The sequence below is a fragment of the uncultured Maribacter sp. genome (genome assembly GCF_963977385.1).
Lineage (GTDB): Bacteria > Bacteroidota > Bacteroidia > Flavobacteriales > Flavobacteriaceae > Maribacter.
The window spans coordinates 32,485-55,613 of sequence record NZ_CAXBOU010000015.1 but is presented as its reverse complement, the minus strand read 5'-3'; the positions used below and the strand labels follow the sequence as shown (position 1 = coordinate 55,613).

Genomic DNA, 23,129 nt, shown 5'->3' with positions numbered 1-23,129 from the left:
TGCGTTATTTTACAATCGTTTACTAAAGGACAAACAATATGCCAAGCAAGAAAAACTGCCATGATGTCATTAATACAATTATTTTAATAATAATTATGCCATTTTTGTATACCTAATAGGTTTATGAAACATCGTATCTTAGCTAATAAAATAATTAAGATTTGGAAATAGAGAGTATAAGTGTTTTTGATATGCTAAAAATTGGCGTTGGTCCTTCTAGTTCTCACACTCTAGGGCCCTGGCGAGCTGCCGAACGTTGGCTCGCACATCTTAATTCAAAAAATGAACTACAGAATGTTGTTGAGATAGAAGTTCATTTATATGGTTCGCTTTCATTAACTGGTAAGGGGCATGCCACAGACTATGCTCTAATGCTAGGTCTAATTGGCACTGATCCCGAAACAATACCAATAAAGGATATTCACACATTAGTAGAGGATATTAATAAGACTAAAACTTTGTCACTCAATGGTAATCACGAGATACCGTTCGACCCCAAACAGCATATTATATTCAATAAAAAGTTTTTACCTTTTCATGCCAACGGATTAAAGTTTATTGCGACACTAAAATCTGAAAAAAAAATATCAAAGACCTATTATTCTATTGGCGGTGGCTTTGTCATTAGCGAGGAAAGAAAAAATGCCAAACGCAAAGTTGACATGTTCAATAAGTTTCCTTTTCCTGTACAAAAAGGAACAGAATTGCTTGAATTTTGTAAAGCTGAAGGTTTAAATATATCAGAACTTGTACTACAAAACGAAAGGTCATTGCGCAACGATGAGGAAATTGACCACCAATTACATAGAATATGGAATACCATGTTAGAGTGTATGTATACTGGTTGTCATACAGAAGGTATATTACCTGGCGGATTAAATGTTAAACGTAGAGCTTTTGAGATGCATAAAAATCTTAAAAGTGACCTACCCTACTCTAATCCGGAAGAATGGTTGCAGACATTACGCCAAACTGAAGTAAAATTTAGACAGATCTTACAATGGGTTAGTTGTTTTGCACTCAGTGTAAATGAAGTTAATGCTTCTCTTGGTCGTGTAGTTACCGCACCTACCAATGGCAGTGCCGGTGTTATACCTGCTGTATTAATGTATTATCTGGTTATTGAAAACCATGCAGGTAATTATGAACATGTAAAACAGTTTCTATTAGTTGCGGGAGAAATTGGAAGTATTTTCAAAAAAGGAGCTACCATTTCAGCCGCTATGGGCGGTTGCCAAGCTGAAATCGGAGTTTCTTCAGCAATGGCGGCAGGTGCGCTTACCGAGTTATTAGGAGGCACACCTGAACAAGTACTTATGGCTGCTGAAATTGCAATGGAACATCATTTAGGCCTTACCTGCGACCCTATTGGTGGCTTGGTTCAAATACCCTGTATTGAGCGAAACTCAATGGGTGCTATTAAAGCGATTAATGCAGCAGAACTTGCCTTAGGCTCTGACCCTTCTGCCGCAAAAGTCCCTTTAGACAAAGTAGTACAGACCATGTGGGAAACAGCCAAAGATATGAGCTCAAAATATAAGGAGACCTCAGAAGGCGGATTAGCAGTTGGTGTATTCCTTAGTGATTGTTAAGTATAATTTTAAATCAATAACATTTTGAATAGATGTAAATGTATTTTGCATTTATAGAAAAACAATTCTGCTAACTTTAGTTTATGAAAAATCTTATTTCAGAAAGAGTTGCTGATTTTATTAAAAATTATCCTCCATTTAATATTCTTGACACCAAGTCTCTATATTTATTAGCCGAACAAGTTCTAATTGTTTACAAAGAAAAGAATAGTATCATTTTCACGGTTGAAGAGAACCCGCATGCACATTTTTACCTAGTTCATAAAGGGGCCGTTACACTAAATAATATGGTTACCAATAATATTGTTGATTATTGCGATGAAGGAGATGTATTTGGACTTAGACCACTCATTGCTAACGAAAATTATAAATTAGAAGCTAGAGCTCACGAAGAAAGTATTCTTTACGGTATACCCATTGACATTTTTAGGCCTATGGCTAAACAGAACGAAGAGGTTTCTGTTTTTTTAATGGAAAGTTTTGCTTCAAATACCCGAAATCCATATTCAAAAAATCAAAAAGGTCAGCTTTATGGTATTGAAGGTGAAGAGGATTCTAAAAAAGAAATAAAAATACCTGATCTTCAATTAGCAAGTTATTCTCGAAAACTGATTACTTGCTCTCCAAGAACAACCATTCAAAAGGCTGCCGAATTAATGACTGAAAAGCATATTGGCTCAGTATTGGTTGTAAGTAAAGGGTTAGCCATTGGTATTATAACCGATAAAGATTTACGTAACAAAGTTATATCTGGCAAACAACCTATAACCGCTACTGTAAAATCTATTATGTCTTCGCCAGTAATTACCTACCCCAGAAAGCTGACTATTACACAGGCACAAATGGCTATGATGAAAAGCAGTATTAGTCATTTAGTTATAACAGAAGATGGTACAACAAATACAAAACCACTTGGAATATTGTCTAAGCATGATGTAATGGTCTCTTTAGGGGATAACCCTGCCGTATTGGTCAAAGCAATTAAGCGTACTCAAAAAATTAAAAAAATAAAGCAACTCAGAAAAAGTGTCATGGTGCTTTTAAATGGCTATTTAGAACAAAATATTCCCTTAGGATTAATCGCTAAAATTATCTCAGAACTTAATGATACATGTATCAAACAAGTTGTTGAAATTTCATTGACAAAAATGAAGAATCCACCGCCGGTTAAGTTTGCTTGGCTTGCATTGGGCAGCCAAGGTAGAAGTGAACAATTATTACATACTGATCAAGATAATGCGTTAGTTTTTGAAGATGTACCTGAAGAAGATTTACCCAAAACAACAACCTACTTTTTAAATCTATCTAAAAAAATCACCAAAGGATTAAATACAATAGGATATGAATACTGCCCTGCAGATATGATGGCTTCTAACCCTAAATGGTGTTTAAGCTTACAGGAGTGGAAAAACAAACTGTCTTATTGGATCAGTAATCCTGGCCCGAACGAAGTACTTATGTCATCTATATTTTTCGATTATAGTTTATCTTTCGGCGAACGTAGCTTATTAGATAACATGTCTGAGCATATATTTAGAACTGTCCAAAAATATCCGATTTTCTTAGTTCATTTAGCCAATGGGGCGCTACAAAGCCCTTCACCAACAGGTTTTTTCAGACAATTTGTGGTAGAACAAGATGGCCAACACAAAGACTTCTTCGACTTAAAAAGTAGAGCACTGAGACCCTTAATTGATGCTGCAAGGGTTCTGATTTTATCACACTCGGTAAAAGGAATTAGTAATACTTGGGAGCGTTATGAAAAATTGGCAGAATTAGAACCCAATAACCATGAGCTTTATTTAGCCTGTTCCTATGCTACAAAGGCTTTATTAAAGTTCCGAACACGACAAGGTTTACTGCATCACGATTCTGGTCGGTTTATTGAATTAGAGCAATTGACAAAGCAAGAAAAAATGAAACTGAAACGCACTTTTAAAGCCATCAAAGAAATTCAGGAATTAATTACGTTGCGTTTTAAAGTTGCTAATATTTTAGGATAATGGGATTATTCAAAAAATCATATACTAACCTACCTGAATTTTGGAAGACCTACGAAAATCAATTCAAGAAACCTATACCAAAAGATTTCAACGAGTTGACATTCGTTGTTTTAGATACCGAAACAACCGGTTTTAGTTTTTATGAAGACCGCATATTATCAATCGGAGCAGTAAAGATAAAACGAGAAACAATTTCGGTTCAAGATGTTTTAGATATCTACCTGCAACAGCAAATATATCATAAAGAAAGTGTACATGTTCACGGACTTTTAAAAAATGGTCCGCGCATTTGTATCAGTGAAATATTAACGTTAGAAAAGTTCTTAGATTATGTTGAAAATTCAATAATAGTGGCACATCATGCTGGGTTTGATATGGGAATGCTAAATAGCGCTTTACGACGTAATGGACTACCTGAACTAAAAAATAAAGTTTTAGACACAGGTGTCCTTTACAGAAAAACCTTAATAAAATCATACTTAGTACAACCAAAAACAAACTACACCCTTGATGAGTTAGCCGAAAAATTTTCAATCTCAAAAAAGGACAGACATACAGCACTTGGTGATGCATACATAACTGCAGTTGCCTTTTTAAAAATTATTTCTCGCTTAAAAGAAAAGAAAAATTTCTCCCTTAAAATGTTAACTAAGTAATACCTAAAGACTTTCTAGATAATTAAGCACATTTCTATTAATACGGTCATATATATGAGTAGTATCGGCTTTTACAAATGACTCACCTGTAATATGCTCATACAACTCTATATAACGTTCCGATACAGATTCAATATATTCATCGGTCATTTCTGGTACAGTTTGCCCCTCTAAACCTTGAAAGTTATTTTCAATCAGCCATTGACGCACAAATTCTTTAGAAAGTTGCTTTTGAGGTTCGTTACTATCCTGTCTTTTCTGATAACCATCTGAATAAAAATATCTAGAAGAATCAGGTGTATGAATTTCATCTATTAAAACAATTTCTCCTTCTTTTGTTTTACCGAATTCATATTTGGTATCTACCAAAATCAACCCTCTTTCCGCAGCGATTTTCGTACCTCTTTCAAAGAGAGCATATGTATACTTTTCAAGTACTTCATAATCATCTGACGACACTATCCCTTTACTTAGAATATCCTCTCTTGAAATATCCTCATCATGATCACCCATTTCAGCTTTCGTGGCAGGGGTTATAATTGGATTCGGAAATTTATCATTTTCCTTCATCCCTTCAGGCATATTAACTCCGCAAAGTATTCTTTTACCAGCTTTATACTCTCTAGCTGCATGTCCAGATAAATATCCTCGTATAACCATTTCAATTTTAAATGGCTCACAGGCAACACCTATTGCAACATTTGGATCAGGTGTTGCCGTTAACCAATTAGGCACAATATCTTCAGTAGCAGCCATCATTTGTGTCGCTATTTGGTTTAGAATCTGCCCCTTGTAAGGGATACCCTTTGGCATTACCACATCAAATGCAGACAACCTATCTGTAGCGACCATCACTAACTTATCGTTCTCAAGAGTATATACAGCTCTTACCTTGCCTATATATACATTCTTTTGACCTGGAAAAGTGAAATTTGTTTCGTAAACAGTATTATTCGACATGTTATTATTTAATTGTGGTGTTCAATAGTTTTATAGGCGTCAATAACTTTTTTAACAAGCTTATGGCGAATTACATCTTTATCATCTAAATAAATTACTTCTATACCTTCTACATTCTGTAAAATTAGCAAGGCTTCTTTTAGGCCTGAAATTGTTCTACGAGGCAAATCGATTTGCCCTGGATCTCCTGTAATTAAAAATCTCGCATTCTTGCCCATTCGTGTCAGAAACATTTTCATTTGTGCATGGGTAGTATTTTGTGCTTCATCTAGAATCACAAAAGCATTATCTAAAGTTCTACCTCTCATAAATGCCATAGGAGCAATCTGTATGGTGCCATTCTCTATATAATGAGCCAATTTCTCTGCAGGGATCATATCGCGCAAAGCATCATAAAGTGGTTGCATGTAAGGATCAAGTTTTTCTTTTAAATCACCAGGTAAAAACCCCAAATTCTCACCAGCCTCAACAGCAGGCCTTGTTAGAATTATCTTCTTTACCTGCTTTTCTTTTAATGCCTTTACCGCCAAAGCAACACAAGTATATGTTTTACCGGTACCGGCAGGCCCTACAACAAAAACCATATCATTATTTCGTGAAGCATCGACCAAGCGTCTTTGATTGGCTGTTTGAGCTTTAATTAAACGACCACTAACACCGTGAACTAATGTTTCTCCACTGTAAGCAGATGATTTAGTCTCATCATCTTCAGTACTTGTTAGTATACGTTCAATACTATTCTCATCTAACTTATTATATTTTATAAAATATTGAGTAAGTAAATCGAAACGTTTTTCAAATTCCTCCAATAATTCTTCATCACCGAAAGCCTTAATTTTATTGCCGCGGGCAACTATTTTAAGCTTGGGAAAATACTTTTTCAATAAATCTATATGCTCGTTTTGTTGCCCAAAAAACTCTCTTGGGCTTATTTCGGTAAGTTCTAGAATAATTTCGTTCAAACAGTCTGTTTTAATAAGATTTATAGTTAGCGAAGATTAGTTTCTAATCGCTGATTTTTTGTTTAATTTTGTATATCAAATTTAAGCAAATTTTAAGTTTGATTAATCAAAAACATATCAACATTGCTGTATGGCAATCATCACCCTAACCACAGATTTTGGACTTAAAGATCACTTCGTAGCTGTTTTGAAGGGCTCTATCTATAGTGAATTACCCGATGCTAAAATTGTTGACATTTCACATGACATCATGCCATTCAATATTCAAGAGTGTGCATACATACTTTCTAATTCTTATAAAAGTTTTCCGAAAGGCACTATACATATTGTAGGCGTTGATTCTGAAGAGACCCCAGATAACAAGCACATAGTTGCTCTAGTTAATGGTCATTATTTTATAAGCGCGAACACTGGTGTCATTGGTCTTATCACATCAGAAATGACTCCTGAAAAAGTCGTTGAAATAAATTTACCCGATTCTATTGCAAATTCATTTCCCGTACTAAACGTTTTTATTCAAGTAGCTTGTCATATTGCACGAGGTGGAACGCTTGAAATAGTCGGTAAACCCTTTGCAGAATTAAACACTTTGAGAGAATTCTCTCCAAGGATTGTTGAGGATGGAAAAAAAATTATTGGAAGTGTTATTTATATTGACAACTATGGCAATGTAATTACCAATATTCGTAAAAATCTTTTCGACGCCTACCGCAATGGAAGAGACTATAAGCTTTTGGTAAGAAATCATAAAATTAGTCAAATTCATAAAGCATATAATGATTTCATCGATTATAGCATTGATAAAAACCAACGAAAAAGTGCTGGTGATTTATTGGCCATTTTTAATTCTTCTGAATATATAGAACTAGCTATTTATAAAAGTAATTTAACAACAGTTGGTGGTGCCTCTACTCTATTGGGACTTGATTATAGGGATACAATAATGGTTGATTTTGAATAAGTATAAAGTAAGATTCAAAACGTATTTGAAACTTTTTATTCTAATCATCAATTAACTCAAAAGTTAATAACTATTTTACAAACCTTATATTAATAAGTATTATCTAGTAATTACAAGTGATACAGTACTACTATATGCCATATAAAGTGTTAATAAGTTTGTTTCCTTAAAAAGACCAATTAAAATATCTTTGTTGGTATCGAAAACTGCCAACAATTAGGAGTTTAAACCTATTGTCCTAAATTATTATAGGAATAATATCAATAAAAATTAAAGAATGAAATTTATAGTTTCAAGTACCTATTTGCTAAAACAACTTCAAATTTTAGGAGGCGTTATCAACAACAGTAATACGCTACCAATCTTAGATAATTTTCTATTTGATTTGCAAAAGGATAAACTAACTGTTTCTGCTTCTGACCTAGAAACTACAATGAGTTCGGTAATAAAAGTAGATTCAGATAGTGAAGGGACTATTGCTGTGCCAGCAAGGTTGCTTTTAGAAACATTGAAAACATTTCCTGAACAACCACTTACTTTTGTGGTTGAGGATAATAATACAGTAGAAATTAGTTCTAATCACGGTAAATATGCATTAGCATATGCTGATGGAGCTGAATTCCCAAAAGCAGTAGAATTATCGAGTCCAAGTTCAACAACATTACTTGGAGATATATTAGCTACAGCAATTAACAAAACAATTTTCGCAGCAGGAAATGATGATTTAAGACCTGTGATGAGCGGAGTCTTTTTCCAATTTTCTCCTGAAAATTTAACTTTCGTTGCAACTGATGCTCATAAATTGGTAAAATACCAACGTACAGATGTTACTGCAACTCAAGTGGCAGAATTTATAATGCCTAAGAAACCATTAACCTTATTAAAAGGAATATTAGCTGGTAGTGAATCTGATGTGCTAATAGAATACAATGATAGTAATGCAAAATTCAGCTTCGAAGAAACAGAATTGATTTGTAGATTAATTGATGGTAAATACCCAAATTACGAAGCAGTTATACCAAAAGAGAATCCAAACAAACTTACTATAGCAAGAAATCAATTTTTAAGTTCAGTAAAAAGGGTTTCGATTTTCTCTAATAAAACAACGCATCAAATACGTTTAAAAATAGCTGGTGCTGAATTAAACATATCAGCTGAAGATATCGATTACTCTAATAAAGCGGAAGAAAGATTAACTTGTTCATACCAAGGTGATGATATGCAAATTGGTTTTAACTCGAGATTCTTAACTGAAATGCTGAATAATTTAAATTCAGATGAAGTTTCTTTAGAAATGAGTTTACCAAACCGTGCAGGTATTCTTACCCCTACTGATGGTTTAGATGAAGGTGAATACGTTACTATGTTGGTAATGCCTGTTATGCTTAATAACTAAATAGGAGATTATCATTTAATAAAAAGGATGCAATTGATATCAATTGCATCCTTTTTATATTTGCCTCTTTTTATACTTTTCTTAAGAAATAAATCGTATTGTACCAAAATAACTTGGTGACTCTCCATTACTTGCTTTTACTGCATTTACCACTGGCATAACAATCGATAATACGCCTGCAAAAATCAATAATAAAATTCCAAGACCAAAGAATATAATTCCTGGTATACCAATTACTAGATATAATATTAAAGTCAATTGAAAATTGATGACAGATTTACCATGCTCTTCCATGCCAACAACAGAATCTTTAGTTGTTAACCAAATTACCAACGGTACAATGAGTCCGCCAAATCCTGTTATAAAATCTAAATATTGAGATAAATGTGTAATGACCAAAAGATTACGGTCCTCACGAATTACTACTGCGTGTTTATTTACAAGTTCCATTTTTGATTGATTTTAGATGAATACTATAAATAAGACGAATAAAAGTTCAATTTGTTACAAATTATCAACTTCTACATTTTACGTTTTAGCTTTTTTAGTTTCTCTTGATCCTTCATAACTTTCATTTGAATCTTAACGATTTTATCATCTGCTTTCTCAATATTCACAGGCGAAAGAATTCCTTTCAATTTTCCTTTTTCAAGTTGATTTTGCAATTTTTCTATTTGCTTTTTTTGCTTGTCAATAGCTTTTGATTTAGAATCAACTTGCTTCTTTAATTTCTCTTGTTTCTTTAATTCCTTTGCTTGCTTTTTTTCTTTTTCAGCTTTTGCTTCAGATTTTTCTACTTTCTTTTTAACCTGTTCCAATTCATTTTGCTGTTCAATAGTACTCTTAATTATTGATTCATTAGAGTCATCTTGAGCATACCCAATTGAATAAGTTAAAACTAACACCAGTAATACAATAAATTTCTTCATCTAATCTTATTATTTTATACCATGCAAAATTAGTATATAATTATACATTTAAAACAAAATGCATTTAAATTAAGAAAACTACAACAGTTAATAATTGATTATTTTTGCAAGATGATTCAAACAGATACTATAGTAGCATTAGCCACTCCGGCAGGTTCAGGAGCCATTGCAATTATTAGACTTTCTGGTGAAGATGCAATTTCTATTGCCTCCAATCACTTTGATTCAATTTCAGGTAAAAAACTCGCAGAACAGAAAAGTCATACAATACATTTAGGTTATATAAAAGATGGTAAAAATGTACTAGATCAAGTGCTGGTTTCGATATTTAAGAATCCGAATTCATATACTGGCGAAAATGTAATAGAAATTTCGTGTCACGGATCCCCTTATATTCAACAACAGATTATTCAGTTATTTCTTAGAAATGGTTGCAGAACTGCAGATGCAGGTGAGTTTACTTTAAGAGCATTTTTGAACGGTAAAATGGATTTAAGCCAAGCTGAAGCAGTTGCCGACCTTATTTCTAGTGATAATGCAGCTAGCCATCAAATTGCTGTTCAACAGATGCGTGGAGGATTCAGTAACGAAATTAAAAACCTACGGGCCGAATTGCTCAACTTTGCTTCTCTTATTGAGCTAGAACTCGACTTTTCTGAAGAAGATGTAGAATTTGCAGATCGTACTCAGTTCAAAGAACTTTTGACACGTATTCAAAAAGTATTAAAAAGCTTGATTGATTCATTTGCAGTAGGAAATGTGATTAAAAATGGAATTCCGGTTGCAATTGTAGGTGAACCTAATGTTGGTAAATCTACGTTACTTAATGCCTTTTTAAATGAAGAGCGGGCCTTAGTCTCGGATATTGCTGGTACTACTCGAGATACAATAGAAGATGAAATAGCTATTGGAGGAATCGGCTTTAGGTTCATTGACACCGCTGGAATACGTGAAACAGAAGATGTTATTGAAGGAATGGGTATAAAACGGACATTCGAAAAGATTGAACAAGCCCAAGTAATTTTATTATTGGTAGATGGTTCAAAACTTTTAGCCGACGACCAAAAATTAAAAAACATTGTAATTGATTATGAGAAAATTAAGAATAAGAATCCTCTGAAACCTTTGGTTCTCTTAATAAACAAAGCAGATACACTTTCCGAAACTGATAAAATTAGGATTAACGAGTATTTGCATGACGTTAAATATCTGTCTGCAAAAACTGGTGAAGGAGTTGAAGAATTAAGAAACAGTCTTCTTGAATTTGTAAATACAGGTGCATTACGTAATAATGAGACAATAGTGACTAATACACGTCACTACAATTCTTTGCTCAAAGCTTTAGAAGAAATTGAAAAAGTACAATTTGGTATGAAAGAAAATCTTCCAAGCGACCTTATGGCTATAGATGTACGTGAAGCACTTTACCACCTAGGTGAAATTACAGGACAAGTTACAAATGATGAATTACTAGGCAATATCTTTGCAAATTTCTGTATCGGGAAATAAATAAGTATTTCATTTGGTCTTAAATGGTTTAATTTGGTTTCATATGACTGTAAATCAATAAGTTGTTGAAAAGTATTTTTATTTTCTCTTTCTCTTAATCTCCTATTTTCATACATTTATTACACCATTTTTACACCTCGTTTAATTTTTTAACTCAAAAGATGGAAAAATTACACCTCAAAACTTCTTGTTATGAAAATCAATCTAAAGCAGAAAAAATTAAAAAACGGAAAATCCAGTTTATTTCTTGAATTCTACAATGGTTATCGTATAGATAAAAATGGGGTTAAAAAACATCTGCGAAAATTCGAATACCTCAAACAATATGTTTTTGATAGTCCCGCAAATGCAGAGGAAAAAAGAAAGAATAAAGAAACGCTTCAGTTAGCCGAAAATATACTAGCAATAAGAAAGGCTGAATACATTCAAGGGAAATACAAAATTAAGAACGATAAGAAGGGAGAATTAACCTTTTTGGAGTACTATGAGCAGCTTAAAGAAGACCGCTTTGAAACCAAAGCAAATTATGGTAATTGGGATGCAGCTCTAAAACACATCGAAAGATATTGTCCTGCCCATAAACAGCTGAAGGATATTGATACTGATTTTGTCAAAGGGTTTAAGCGATATTTGAACACCAAAGCTAAAACTAAGAGCGATACTCCCCTATCCCAAAATTCGAAATACACCTATTTCAATAAGTTTAAAGCAGCCTTACGAGAAGCCTACACCGAAAATTATTTGGAAGAAAATGTACTGCGGTCGGTTAAAGGTTTTGAGCAGGGCGAATCTACAAGGGAATACTTAACCTATTCAGAATTACAGGCTATGACACAAGCCGAGTGTAAGTACCCTATACTAAAGAACGCTTTTATTTTTAGTTGTCTTACAGGGCTAAGATGGAGTGATATTGATAAATTAAAATGGTCGGAGGTTCGCGATGAAGATACAGGCTCAAGAATTATATTTAGACAAAAGAAAACTGACGGACTTGAATATCTTTACGTTTCAGAGCAATCAAGAAAACTACTAGGAAAGCGGGCAAACGAAAGTGATAGAGTTTTTAGAGGTTTAAAATATGGTGCCGTTTACAATACCGAAATTCTCAGATGGTGCATGAAGGCGGGAATTACTAAACATATTACTTTTCATAGTGCAAGACATACTAATGCAGTACTCCTACTTGAGAACGGTGCAGATATTTATACAGTCTCGAAACGATTAGGGCATAAAGAAATCCGAACCACAGAAATCTATACTAAGATTATAGACGAAAAAATGAAGGAAGCGGCTAATCTAATTCCTGAGTTGGATTTAAATATTTAGTAATAGTGTTTAGGCTTTCACAAACCATAAAGTGTCTCGAAAAAGGTTAATTGACGAAACCACTAAAAGAGACCACGAATGGGACACCCTAGAAAAATGATTTACACTTTCGGAAAACGGCCCCATAATAAGGCCGTTTTATGGTACAATTTTACCTAAGAATTTTGAGCTGTACATATCCAAGATGTTCCTAACATTTCCATGTTTTTCCAACAGTTGACTTGCCACTTTTTCATCCATATGAAGCTCATCCATAAGCATTCTAATACCCCGATTAATTAACTTTTTATTCGATAGCTGCATATCAACCATTTTGTTTCCGAGTACTCTGCCCAACTTTATCATTACCGTGGTAGAAATCATATTCAAAGCCAGTTTCTGTGCAGTTCCTGACTTCATCCTCGTGCTCCCCGTTACAAATTCTGGGCCTACGATAAGTTCGATGGGATAGTCGGCATACGACGATAAGGGCGAATCTTGGTTGCAAGAGATACTTCCAGTAATTACATTATTCTTTCTAGCTTCTTGCAGTCCACCAATAACATATGGGGTAGAGCCTGAAGCCGCAATGCCCAAAAGCACATCATTTTCACATATCGCTAACTTTTGAAGATCTTTCCAAGCTTGCCCAGTATCGTCTTCGGCATTTTCCACTGCCTTCCTCAAAGCACTATCACCTCCCGCTATAATCCCTATTATCCAATCATCGGATACCCCGAAAGTAGGGGGACATTCAGAGGCGTCAAGAACTCCCAACCGTCCACTGGTTCCTGCTCCAATATAAAATAGCCTTCCGCCTGCACTCATTTTTGCAGCGACGATATCCACGAATTTCCTTATTCTAGGAATGGCCTTTTCAAGTGCTAATGGAACCGATTTATCTTCATTATTTATATTGGTCAACAACTCCAAAGTGCTCATTTTTTCAAGACCAGTGTAGTTGGAGGATTCTTCAGTTGTGAGTTTCTTCGATTCCATTTATTTCTTTTTGATTAGTAATAGTCCTAAAATTGTTAACATACCGTTTACGGCTATGTTTATAAACCCAAAATCAAAATCATAGACTTTTTTAAAATATGCACTAAATAGATAAGTGACTAAAGGAGCCAATACACATATTATGGGGACGAACTTATCCTTCACTTTGATCTGTGTGAATATACCGAATAAGTAGAGGCCTAAAAGCGGCCCGTAGGTATAACCGGCTACTTCGAATATAAGGGAAATGACATCGCCCCTAATATTGGAAAATGCTATCATTATTATAAATATTACCCCGGAAAACCCTAAGAGTACCCAGTTTTTCAACTTTTTTCTTTCCTTACTCGATTTGTGGGAGATATCGAGAAAATCATAGGTAAACGACGTGGTCAGCGCCGTCAAGGCAGAATCCACACTGGAAAAGGATGCCGCTATTATCCCTAATAGAAAGAATATCCCGGCAAATAATCCTAGGTGGTTCAATGCCAAATCAGGGAAGAGCGTGTCGGTATCCAAAAGTGCTCCATTTTTGCCAATGGGCAAAGTAATTCCGTGATTCTCGGCGTAAATGTACAGTAGCACTCCCAAGCCCATAAACAGAAATTGTGTAATTGCCAAAATAAAGCTATAAGTCAATGTGTTTTTCTGTGCGTCCCACCTGTTTTTACAGGTCAATGTCTTTTGCATCATATTTTGATCCAATCCTATCATGGCAATAGCCACTAGGATTCCCGCTATGAACTGTTTGTAAAAATTATTACTAGACTTGTCGTTCCAATTGAAAATATCAAAATACCGATGTTCCATCACTTTTTGTACCGCTTGTCCCACTGAAAGATCCAAGGAAGAAATTATAGTATAAATCGTTATAACGGCCCCTAAAATGAGAAAAGTGGTCTGCATGGTATCTGTCCAGACAATTGTTTTGATACCCGATTTGTTCGTATAGAGCCATACCAAAAGCAAAATGATGATAACGCTTAGTACAAACGGAACGCCTAGCTTGTCAAAAAAGGCAAATTGAAGGATTTTCGCTGCCAACAGCAAACGCAGTGCCGCACCAAACGACTGTGATACCAAAAAGAACAGCGATCCGGTTTTGTACGTTCTATTTCCAAACCTTTCGCTAAGATAGGAATAGATGGAAACCAATCTTAATTGATAATATATTGGAATTAGTACGAACGTGATGAACAAATATCCCACTACGTTTCCGAGGATGAATTGATAAAAGTAAAAATTATTGTTTCCTACCATTCCCGGCAGCGATACAAAGGTTACCCCTGAAAGACCGGCCCCGACCATACCATAAGCCACCAAAAACCATGGGGATTGCCTGTCTCCCGTAAAATAAGATTCATCGCTGCTGTTGCGAGAGGTAAAATGGGATATTACCATTAACAGGGCAAAGTAGATGACGATAATGGCCAAAACGAAAAATGGATTCATTTTATAGGGTATTTTAGCGAGTCAAGTAATCAATATAATCTTATTTCTTTGGCTATCTTTTCAAATTCATGCAACGCTTCAAAAGAATCCAACATTTCCAAGGATTCATTTTGCTCCACCCAATGCCTCAATTTGTCTGAGCCATTAATGATATCGATAGGTTTATGATCATAATTATATTCATAGGGTGGGGCTTTCCATTCGAACTCACTTCCTAAATGTTTATACAGTTCCCTCAGTAAGAACTGTCCTGTTCTCCATGGCTTGAAGATTTTCTTGTCCGTAATATGAATTTGGAACCCGCCACAGACCTTGTCCGAATGTTTTTGAAAAGTAGGGAGAAAGGTAATCGGTCGTAATGCAAGACCATTCAAGCCTGAATTTTTGATTGTTTCTTCCAAATAATCGGCAAATAGACCAAAAGGTTCAATTTTAGGATGCCCCACAATTTCCAAAGGTTGTGTGGTACCACGTCCTTCACTTAACATTGTTCCTTCAAAAAGAACAGCGCCTGGGAAGGTTAGCGTACTTTCGGGTCTTGATAGATTCGGTGAAGGCAATACCCATGGCAATTTGGTATCCTCAAAATACATTTCCCGTTGCCAGTTCTTCATCGGTATTACCTGAAGATTTGCTTTTGACCTTGTCCACATCTTTTGATGCAATAAAGCTACCTCCCCCAAGGTTAGTCCGTGACGAACTGGCAGGGGATGAAATCCAATGAACGATTTGAATTCGTGTTCCAAAATATTTCCTTCAAGGTCTATTCCGTTAATCGGATTCGGTCGGTCGAGTACGATGATGTCGATATCTTTTCCTGCACATTTTTCCAGTAGGAGGGTAAGGGTGTAGATATAGGTATACATTCTGCAACCTACGTCTTGCAGGTCGATAAAAAAATGATCTATATTCTCCAACATTTCATCGGTAGGTGTGCGTGTTTCGGAGTATAGGGAATATACAGGGATATTAAAATGAGGATGGATAAAATGATTAGATTCAATCATGTTGTCCTGCACATCAGTAGCAAAACCATGTTGTGGCCCAAAAATTTTGATAAATCGAGACCCGAACAATTCCTTGAACCTCAACGCTGCATGGGAATAGTCATAGGCAATGGATGCATTATGGCACAGCAACGCAATGTTTCCCTTGAACCTTTTTTGTAGGTCAACATCTTTTAACAATACATCAAGACCGGTAGCGACTTTTGGCATAATAAATGATTTTTAAATAATATGTACTTGATAAAATTCCTATATAGTCAGGGGCGGCTAAATGGCCGCCCCTAACAACTAACTCAAACTCAACTCAATTACTACTTTACTTTTTTATGAAGAAGGATTTGTAGGGGTATTTGTATTGTTGTCCCTTTCCGCATTAGGGTATGGATAGTAATTTCGGTTTCTTTCCGGGTTCGGATCTGTGGCCCCAGGCCTTCCGAACCTTCTAGTATCCTCAAGAGCCAGACCGCTCAAGTAAAGTTCGATTCGCCTGTTCCTGTAAATCTCTTCCAAAATAGCATCTTGTGTTAATGACCCACTGTATGCCGGTAGATCAGCTCCCAACCCAAAGGCATCTTCCACAGCAGTTTTTGTACGAACATTATTAAGCTCTATGACTGCGTTCACCAAATCGTTTTCCCTGGCATAGGCCTCAGCTTTTATTAAGCTAATTTCCCCTGGGAGGTATACTGGAATCCTGTCTAAATTATCATTAAAGAACCCTACCACTTGATAATCTGGTAACGGTACCGTAAAATCTTCGGCAGTTACATAAAAAGGCACGCGATCATCCTCTGCATCTGGTTCTAACGCAGCAGGTAATCCGAAACTAATATCCCTCGCTTGTGTAACGTTCTGAGAACCGAACCAAAACGCGAGTGGATTGGGTATGGCGGCATCAAATTCCCACTCGGAGGTAGCGGCAAGGTCAACGGCATTTGCCGCCGTAATTGCATCCGTGTTATTGCCTGCCATTAGATTGAAGCGGGCCAATAACGCATTGACCGAGTTTGCAAGGTCAACTGAACCTAGTACATCTGATGTAACGGTAGATGAAAGTCCGGCATCGATGTAGCTTTTTGCTTCTTCCAAATCTTCGATAGCATCCTCTAATACGGCCATACGACTTACAAAAGGGGCGTCATCGACAATTTCCAAAGGTATGCTCTCAAATACTTGGATCAATGTACCATGTACCAAAGCCCTATAGAATAACCCATAGGCTTTTAGCGAATTCGCAACCGATGTATCACCTCCAGATGCAACGTCGGCGGCATCGATAACCGTAGTAGCTTCTTTACGGGCAAGCATGGAATTCGTCCACATATTGTTAAGTATTCCATTACCACCGTTAACGTCGTTACCTCCTAAAAGGATTTCATTTTCAGCAAGGTTCCCCGGGTTCAACAAACGTAGTTCTTTTGTGTTAAGCCCAGAAATGTGGGTATAGTTATAAATAATACCAGCTCGATCGGTACTCCATCGTTGTTGCACACCATTAATGAGTCGTATCAAATTTTCTGTACTATTTACCACATCAGGTTCCAATGTGGAGTTCGGGTCCAAATATTCGGTGTCACATGAAGCGATAAAACCGAAAATTAGCATAAACGTAAATATTGTTCTTATGTTTTTCATTTCTGTTTTTTTAGAAGTTAGCACTTAATGAGACAGCTATTGAGGCAGGAATTGGTGAATTACCAAAATTAACTGCCCTTAAAAGGTTGGATTGACCACCAGCATTGGTCTCCGGGTCATAACTGAAAAAGTCATCAATTGAAATCAGGTTCCTGCCAATAAGTGATACTCTAACATTCTTTAAATGATCACTAAATAAAGATGGAAATTTATATCCAATAGCCAGTTCCCTTAATTTCCAAAAAGAGCCATCCTCCATCCTAAACTCTTCAATAGGATAAATACCGGCAATGTAACCCCTTGGGAGTTCACCTGTTAACTCTTGTTCTGCAAGCTTACCTAAACCTACACCTTGTCGTGTTCTCTTATCGGCATCAAAAATATCAAAGCCTTGTACACCTTCCCAAAGCATGGAAAAGGTAAATCGCCTGTATTGTAAATCGGTTCCTAGACCCATGATATAATCAGGGTTAGGGTCGCCGATTACTTTTCTTAGCACATCGCCCGTCGGCTGTCCGCTGGCATCCCGTTGTGGCGTTCCCGTGGCCAAATCGCCACGTTCAGGTTGTGGCACACCCTCTGGTGCCCCGTTGGCAGAAGGACCGGACAATATCAACTCACCGCTATCGTCTTTGGCAAAGTAAGTACCAAAGAAGACACCTAAAGGTTGCCCTTCCTGTACTACTGGGGGTGCACCCGAAACGGTAGCAATTGTAATGTCCCCTCCAATTGTGCTTAATACCTCATTTCTATTGCTACTATAGTTCATGCTTAAATTCCAAGTAAAATCCTCTGTTTTTACGGGAGTTACTCTTGCATAAAACTCGATGCCGTTGTTTCGCATGGTACCTACATTTTCGGTTCTGCTAGCACCACCAATGGAAGGTGCTAGTACTCGACTTACGATTAAATCTTCCACGTTTTGCCTATAGTAAGTAAAAAGTAAACTTGCCCTGTTGTCCAAAAAGCTTAAATCGGTACCTACCTCAAATTCTTTGGTACGCTCAGGCCTTAAACTTAAATTGCCCAATCTATTATTTTGTTGTAAAGTTGAACCACCCAAAAAGTCATTGGGCGTGTAGCTCGCAAAACGTTCGAAGGGACTAATGGCCGTTAAATTACCTGCCTCCCCATATGATGCCCTTAACCTTGCGGAATTAATTAAATTGCTGTTCCAATACGATTCGTTCGACAGCACATAGGAACCTGAAATTTTTGGATAAAAATTTGTTCTTTCATCCACATCAAAATTTGTAGCACCATCTATTCTACCTGCAAGTGTTAGAAAAAGTTTGTCGTCATATGACAATGTTTCTTGAAGGAACACTCCATATATATCCAATTTGGAATCTATCGGAAAGGTCTGTAAGGGTACCGTTGGGTCGTTGTTCCCGTCTAAATCTCTTCCTTGATCCCCAGTAAATGTTAATTCACTTGATTGAAAACTGTATCCTAGTGTGGTATTCGAGTTTAATTTGGAACTGATGTCTATGTCGTATATGGCATTAATGTCATAGTTCCAATTAAAGATCTTGGCTTCTGCACTACCTAAATAACCTTGGTCAAAATAAGCAGGGTTAACGTTGGGGTACGGATACAGAGGAATGAATATATTTCCTTTTTGATTGTAGGTGTCCACACCAAATATTTGATCGATGGTGAAATTTTCAAAAGGGTTTAGTTTTACGTGTAAGCTCGGGATAAAGTGATTTACTTTTTGGGTAATATCAAAATCCTCTATAATGGATAATGGATTTACCCTTGTATTCTCCACGGCCTGTAAATTTCCACTGGCATCACGTTGAGTAATATCAAAAGTATTGTTCGTAATGTTCATAGAATTGATGGGACTCCAGAACACGTTGCCATCCGGTTTTTCATCTGATGTACTGCGAGCAAAATATACCCCCAAATCATAAGAGACCCAATCAGCAACGTTATGCTTAAAATTAAATCGTCCAGAAAATCTATTGAACTGGGTATTCCTTATAATACCCTCATTGGAAAGATAACCTACGGAACCCATATATGACATTTTATCATTTCCATTACGAATTGAAAAATAATTATCGGTACCAATGCCTGTCTGGAAAATTTGATCCTGATAGTCATATCGTGTAGTATCAAATTTGTTAGAAGATAGGTTTCTGAAAGTAGTAAGATCTCCGCTAACGGGATCAAAACCAAAAATCGGCCACAATCTTCCGGCAAGACCACCTGTTGCTACGGTTTCAAATTCCTCGCCACGTAGGTTAAGATCTAATCGTTTTCTCAGGTAGTTTACGTTAAGTGTACTCTTAAAGAACATCTCAGGACCTTCCCCAAAGGTATTGACACCTGTTTTTGTGGTAATGACCACAACGCCGTTGGATGCCCGTGAACCGTAAATTGCCGCGGCCGCAGATCCGTTCAAGATGTTTATGTTTTCAATATCATTTGGGTTGATATCCACCATCCTGTTTTGCCCAGGACTTGCATCGCCTGAACTAACGTTTAAGTTGGTTACGTTGGTGGTGAGGTTGCTAACTATAACTCCGTCTACTACATACAAGGGTTCTGAGGACCCCTTAATTGTACTTGGACCCCTTAGCCTAATGGAAAAACCACCAGCTGGATCTCCTGAATTTTGAGTAATCTGAGCGCCAGGAACTTTACCTTGTAAGGAGGAAGTAATGTTCAAAGGGGCTGCTTGGTTCAATACAGCAGCTTTTACCGTAGTAATTGCATTACCTAATTTTTTACGTTCTTGTGTAATTGAAGAACCTACAATAATTACCTCGTCCAAAGCATTTACATCCTCTGCTAGTTGAACGTTAACCGCCTGGTCTCCCCCGGTCAATACTGTTCTTGATGTTAGGTAGCCCAAATAGCTTACAACCAAAGTCTTTCCTTCGGCATCGTTTACTTTAATGTTAAAATTTCCGTCAAAATCGGCAATACCTCCGGCAGAAGTACCCTTGACAAGAACACTCGCTCCTGACAATGGAACCCCGTCCTGATCGGAAACGGTACCCGAAATGGTTACTGATTGTGCAAATGAGAATTGCACAAAGAACACCATCAATAGTGCTGATAGCTGATAATAAGTTTTTTTCATAATAGTGTTTTTATGAGTAGATTCTTATCAAACCTAGGAAAATATTTTTTTATTTGCAACTTTTAATTGCAATAAAAAGTTGCAATTTTAATTAAATATTGATAATTTTTAAACATTATTCTAATTTTGCCGTTTTATAAGGCATTATTAAGATTCAGATTTTATCCATAGTATTGTAAATACTTAAATTATTTCTAGTTGGAAAAAAAAAACAGACATCAGATTATCCTGAATGAGGTACATATTCACAACCGAGTTCTTTTGAACGATCTGGCGGGAATCCTGAAAGTTTCTACGGACACAGTTCGCAGGGATGTAAAAGAGCTTGATGCACAAAAGAAGTTGAGAAAAGTGCATGGTGGGGCCATATCGAACGGATTCAACATCTATACCGATCGCACTAGGGAGGTTTATGAACAGGGCAACAAATCCATCATTGCTCAAAAAGGGATATCCCTACTTAAAAAAGGTGACGTGGTACTGTTAAGTGGGGGGTCGACTAATTTGGAGTTGGCAAAGCTGCTTCCTAAAAAAATGGACCTTACCTTTTTTACCCCCAGCCTGCCAATGGCCATCGAATTGTTGAATAGTGCTTCAAGTCGTTATGATGTATTTTTCATAGGCGGCAAGATGTCAAGGGGGTCACAATTGGCTACTGGAGGAGGTTCTATTAACATGTTGTCGGATATTAAGGCAGATATATGTTTTTTGGGAACTAGATACCTCGATGTGCAAAAAGGAATTACGGAAGTGGACTGGGAAATAGCCCAGATGAAAAGAGCTATGATCAGCGTCTCAAAACGATTGGTTTCACTTACTATTTGCGAGAAACTCAATACTGCCAACCGATACAAGATTTGCGACATCAATGCCTTGGATACATTAGTGACCGAACTAGACCCAAATTCAGGATTACTCGATTTGTATAGAAATCAGAACATTCACATTCTTTAGGTTTTGCGAAATACCGGGTGAAAATCTGGGGTCGCATAAAAAGAACGTGGTCGTTGCAGAAGTACTCTTTACGTAAGATATCGACCCGATTAGGTTGTTTTTACGGAGCGATTGGGAGAACCGGTCTCGGTCGGATGTGCCGGTAAATAGTGGTCAGGTAGCCTTGGAAAACATCCATAATGGCCTCGAAAATGCCCATGGAGGGCTTCTTCCCTCCTTTCTTAAGGTACTTCTTCAAGTTGAAGGCGATTGCCGCCATGAGCATGACCTTATTTGCACCTGCCTTGCCCAGTACGCCTATTTTTCTTAGGCCGTAGAACTGGGTCAAACTACCGAACACTGGCTCTACCGTACTTTGTCTCAGGTTTTTCATTCGTTTGCCCCTTTCACTATGTTGTCGGGCGTAGGCCCCCGGATATTGTTCGTCGTATATTGTTCTGGTGATATTTTTGCATTTTCTATTTGGCACACAGCTGGGTTTCATAGGACAGGCCTTGCAGTCCCTCGGTGCCGCCCAATAGTTTTTGGAAACGACGCCGTCCTTGTTGGTACTGAATCCCTTGAAGGGCAATGGTTTGTTCATCGGGCAACTGTATTCGTCCTTTTCCTTATTGTATGGGAAACCTTCTATCCAGGGTTTATATTTTCCGAAAACGGGTATCCACCCGGTGACCTTCCTTTTTTCTAGAAAATCGTAGTTGGACCCGTTGGAATAACCTGCGTCCGCCAGGATATCGGTCATTATCAGCTCGTTCTTCCTTAAACGGTCCTGCACCTTTAGGCTGATATCCTTCAAGTACTGGCTGTCCCTACCGTCGGCAAAGTCGGCCTGGATATTCGAGATAACCCCTTCCGCGGTATCCACCGCCATACTGCAATGGTAGTTCAACTTTCTGGCCTTGCCCGGCTTGACCGATATACGGGCATCCGGATCATGGGGATTATAGTGTGTCTTGTTGCTGAGCAGGCGTGCCTTCTTGTGGGACGCGCCGACCAGTCGTACCGGACTGTCCCTCAGATTTTGGTGGTGCTTCTCCACGCGCTTCAGCTCATGCTCGGGAGCGGAGATCTGTACGGGGGATATGGTTCCCCCTTGCTTTTTGGTAGTTTCCCGATTTTCTTCCGTCACTTTTTTCAAGTGGTCCTCCATAGGGGTGGCCGGCATTTTCGGTACTACGCTTTCCATGGACGCATTTGCCTTTATCGGGGCCGAATCCACCGCTTGGGTGTGTCCGGATACCATCCCGCTGTCGACGCACAGGGTGAATACCTTGTTGAACAAGGTCAGAAAAAGGGATTCGGGGTAAAGTTGCCTCGTCCTGCTTATCGTTGAATGCCATGGCAGCTCCTCGTCCAGGTCATAGCCCAGAAAGTAGAGTACGTCCATCCGCATGCTGCAGTGTTCCATCAGTTTTCGATCAGAAGAAATATTCTCAAGATATCCGGTAATCAACAGCTTGAAAAAGACCACGGGGTCGATAGAAGGGGTGCCGGTATCGCCATAGAGTTCCTTCGTGTCCTTATAAAGAAAACGTAGGTCGAGCGTTTCGCGGAGCCTTCTGTAAAGATTTTCCTTTGGAAACCGGTCCGATAAGCGGAAACTGAGGAACAATTTTTCGGTATAGTTCTTTCTGCCTTGCATACTTTAATTTACGAATTTCCGCGCGCTTATGAAAGCGAAAAACGACGTAAATCGGAGTTCTGCAACAGTC

General features: G+C 37.4%; 18 protein-coding genes. 8 read left to right on the top strand and 10 right to left on the bottom strand.

Annotated elements, in window-relative coordinates; translation table 11 throughout:
• The first annotated feature begins 167 nt into the window (after positions 1-167).
• The 3 genes from AAC084_RS15225 to AAC084_RS15215 all read left to right on the top strand — a co-directional run bounded on the left by AAC084_RS15225 (position 168) and on the right by AAC084_RS15215 (position 4,251).
• Positions 168-1,592 (top strand): L-serine ammonia-lyase, encoded by a 1,425-nt coding sequence (locus tag AAC084_RS15225; protein WP_339841135.1) that lies wholly within the window; start codon positions 168-170, stop codon positions 1,590-1,592.
• 83 nt (positions 1,593-1,675) lie between these two features.
• Positions 1,676-3,595, top strand: a complete 1,920-nt coding sequence (locus AAC084_RS15220; RefSeq protein ID WP_339841061.1) for a DUF294 nucleotidyltransferase-like domain-containing protein — start codon at positions 1,676-1,678, stop codon at positions 3,593-3,595.
• Entirely contained in the window at positions 3,595-4,251 is a 657-nt protein-coding gene (locus AAC084_RS15215) for a 3'-5' exonuclease (protein ID WP_339841060.1), read from the top strand. Before AAC084_RS15220 ends, AAC084_RS15215 begins: the two co-directional genes overlap by 1 nt.
• Positions 4,252-4,254: 3 nt before the next feature.
• Here the strand turns inward: AAC084_RS15215 and AAC084_RS15210 are convergent, their stop codons facing one another.
• Together AAC084_RS15210 and AAC084_RS15205 are read right to left on the bottom strand one after the other, a co-directional pair.
• On the bottom strand, positions 4,255-5,211 hold the full coding sequence (locus AAC084_RS15210) for a phosphoribosylaminoimidazolesuccinocarboxamide synthase (protein ID WP_339841059.1): 957 nt from the start codon (positions 5,209-5,211) through the stop codon (positions 4,255-4,257).
• Between the two features lie 8 nt (positions 5,212-5,219).
• The gene (locus AAC084_RS15205; RefSeq protein ID WP_339841058.1) at positions 5,220-6,173 is read right to left on the bottom strand and encodes a PhoH family protein; all 954 of its coding nucleotides are present in this window, start codon (positions 6,171-6,173) and stop codon (positions 5,220-5,222) included.
• A 130-nt stretch (positions 6,174-6,303) separates the two neighbouring features.
• Between AAC084_RS15205 and AAC084_RS15200 the strand changes: the two genes are divergently transcribed.
• The gene (locus AAC084_RS15200) at positions 6,304-7,134 is read left to right on the top strand and encodes an SAM-dependent chlorinase/fluorinase (RefSeq protein ID WP_339841057.1); all 831 of its coding nucleotides are present in this window, start codon (positions 6,304-6,306) and stop codon (positions 7,132-7,134) included.
• 277 nt (positions 7,135-7,411) lie between these two features.
• On the top strand, positions 7,412-8,530 hold the full coding sequence (dnaN, locus tag AAC084_RS15195) for a DNA polymerase III subunit beta (protein WP_339841056.1): 1,119 nt from the start codon (positions 7,412-7,414) through the stop codon (positions 8,528-8,530).
• 81 nt (positions 8,531-8,611) lie between these two features.
• On the opposite strand, the gene AAC084_RS15190 is transcribed toward dnaN, so the two are convergent.
• Together AAC084_RS15190 and AAC084_RS15185 are read right to left on the bottom strand one after the other, a co-directional pair.
• The gene (locus tag AAC084_RS15190; protein ID WP_339841055.1) at positions 8,612-8,980 is read right to left on the bottom strand and encodes a DUF4870 domain-containing protein; all 369 of its coding nucleotides are present in this window, start codon (positions 8,978-8,980) and stop codon (positions 8,612-8,614) included.
• A 71-nt stretch (positions 8,981-9,051) separates the two neighbouring features.
• The gene (locus tag AAC084_RS15185) at positions 9,052-9,459 is read right to left on the bottom strand and encodes a hypothetical protein (protein WP_339841054.1); all 408 of its coding nucleotides are present in this window, start codon (positions 9,457-9,459) and stop codon (positions 9,052-9,054) included.
• 111 nt (positions 9,460-9,570) lie between these two features.
• Between AAC084_RS15185 and mnmE the strand changes: the two genes are divergently transcribed.
• Positions 9,571-10,968 carry a tRNA uridine-5-carboxymethylaminomethyl(34) synthesis GTPase MnmE gene (gene mnmE, locus AAC084_RS15180; RefSeq protein WP_339841052.1) on the top strand — a complete coding sequence of 466 codons (1,398 nt, stop codon included), beginning with the start codon at positions 9,571-9,573 and terminating at the stop codon, positions 10,966-10,968.
• Between the two features lie 192 nt (positions 10,969-11,160).
• Complete coding sequence (locus AAC084_RS15175) at positions 11,161-12,294, top strand: site-specific integrase (RefSeq protein ID WP_339841051.1); 1,134 nt, start codon at positions 11,161-11,163, stop codon at positions 12,292-12,294.
• A gap of 138 nt (positions 12,295-12,432) precedes the next feature.
• Here the strand turns inward: AAC084_RS15175 and murQ are convergent, their stop codons facing one another.
• The 5 genes from murQ to AAC084_RS15150 all read right to left on the bottom strand — a co-directional run bounded on the left by murQ (position 12,433) and on the right by AAC084_RS15150 (position 20,463).
• Positions 12,433-13,272 carry an N-acetylmuramic acid 6-phosphate etherase gene (gene murQ / locus AAC084_RS15170; RefSeq protein ID WP_339841050.1) on the bottom strand — a complete coding sequence of 280 codons (840 nt, stop codon included), beginning with the start codon at positions 13,270-13,272 and terminating at the stop codon, positions 12,433-12,435.
• The gene (locus tag AAC084_RS15165) at positions 13,273-14,724 is read right to left on the bottom strand and encodes a sodium:solute symporter (protein WP_339841049.1); all 1,452 of its coding nucleotides are present in this window, start codon (positions 14,722-14,724) and stop codon (positions 13,273-13,275) included.
• Between the two features lie 29 nt (positions 14,725-14,753).
• Positions 14,754-15,941: a DUF1343 domain-containing protein gene (locus tag AAC084_RS15160; protein WP_339841048.1), complete on the bottom strand. Its 1,188-nt coding sequence runs from the start codon at positions 15,939-15,941 to the stop codon at positions 14,754-14,756.
• Positions 15,942-16,055: 114 nt separating this feature from the next.
• A complete protein-coding gene (locus tag AAC084_RS15155) occupies positions 16,056-17,366 on the bottom strand; it encodes a RagB/SusD family nutrient uptake outer membrane protein (RefSeq protein ID WP_339841047.1) in 1,311 nt (436 codons plus the stop codon).
• A gap of 10 nt (positions 17,367-17,376) precedes the next feature.
• On the bottom strand, positions 17,377-20,463 hold the full coding sequence (locus AAC084_RS15150; RefSeq protein ID WP_339841046.1) for a SusC/RagA family TonB-linked outer membrane protein: 3,087 nt from the start codon (positions 20,461-20,463) through the stop codon (positions 17,377-17,379).
• Between the two features lie 198 nt (positions 20,464-20,661).
• Here AAC084_RS15150 and AAC084_RS15145 point away from each other — a divergent pair, with 198 nt between their 5' ends.
• Positions 20,662-21,417, top strand: coding sequence for a DeoR/GlpR family DNA-binding transcription regulator (locus AAC084_RS15145; RefSeq protein ID WP_339841045.1), 756 nt, complete (start codon positions 20,662-20,664; stop codon positions 21,415-21,417).
• Between the two features lie 100 nt (positions 21,418-21,517).
• On the opposite strand, the gene AAC084_RS15140 is transcribed toward AAC084_RS15145, so the two are convergent.
• Entirely contained in the window at positions 21,518-23,059 is a 1,542-nt protein-coding gene (locus AAC084_RS15140) for an IS1182 family transposase (protein WP_339841044.1), read from the bottom strand.
• Positions 23,060-23,129: the final 70 nt, after the last annotated feature.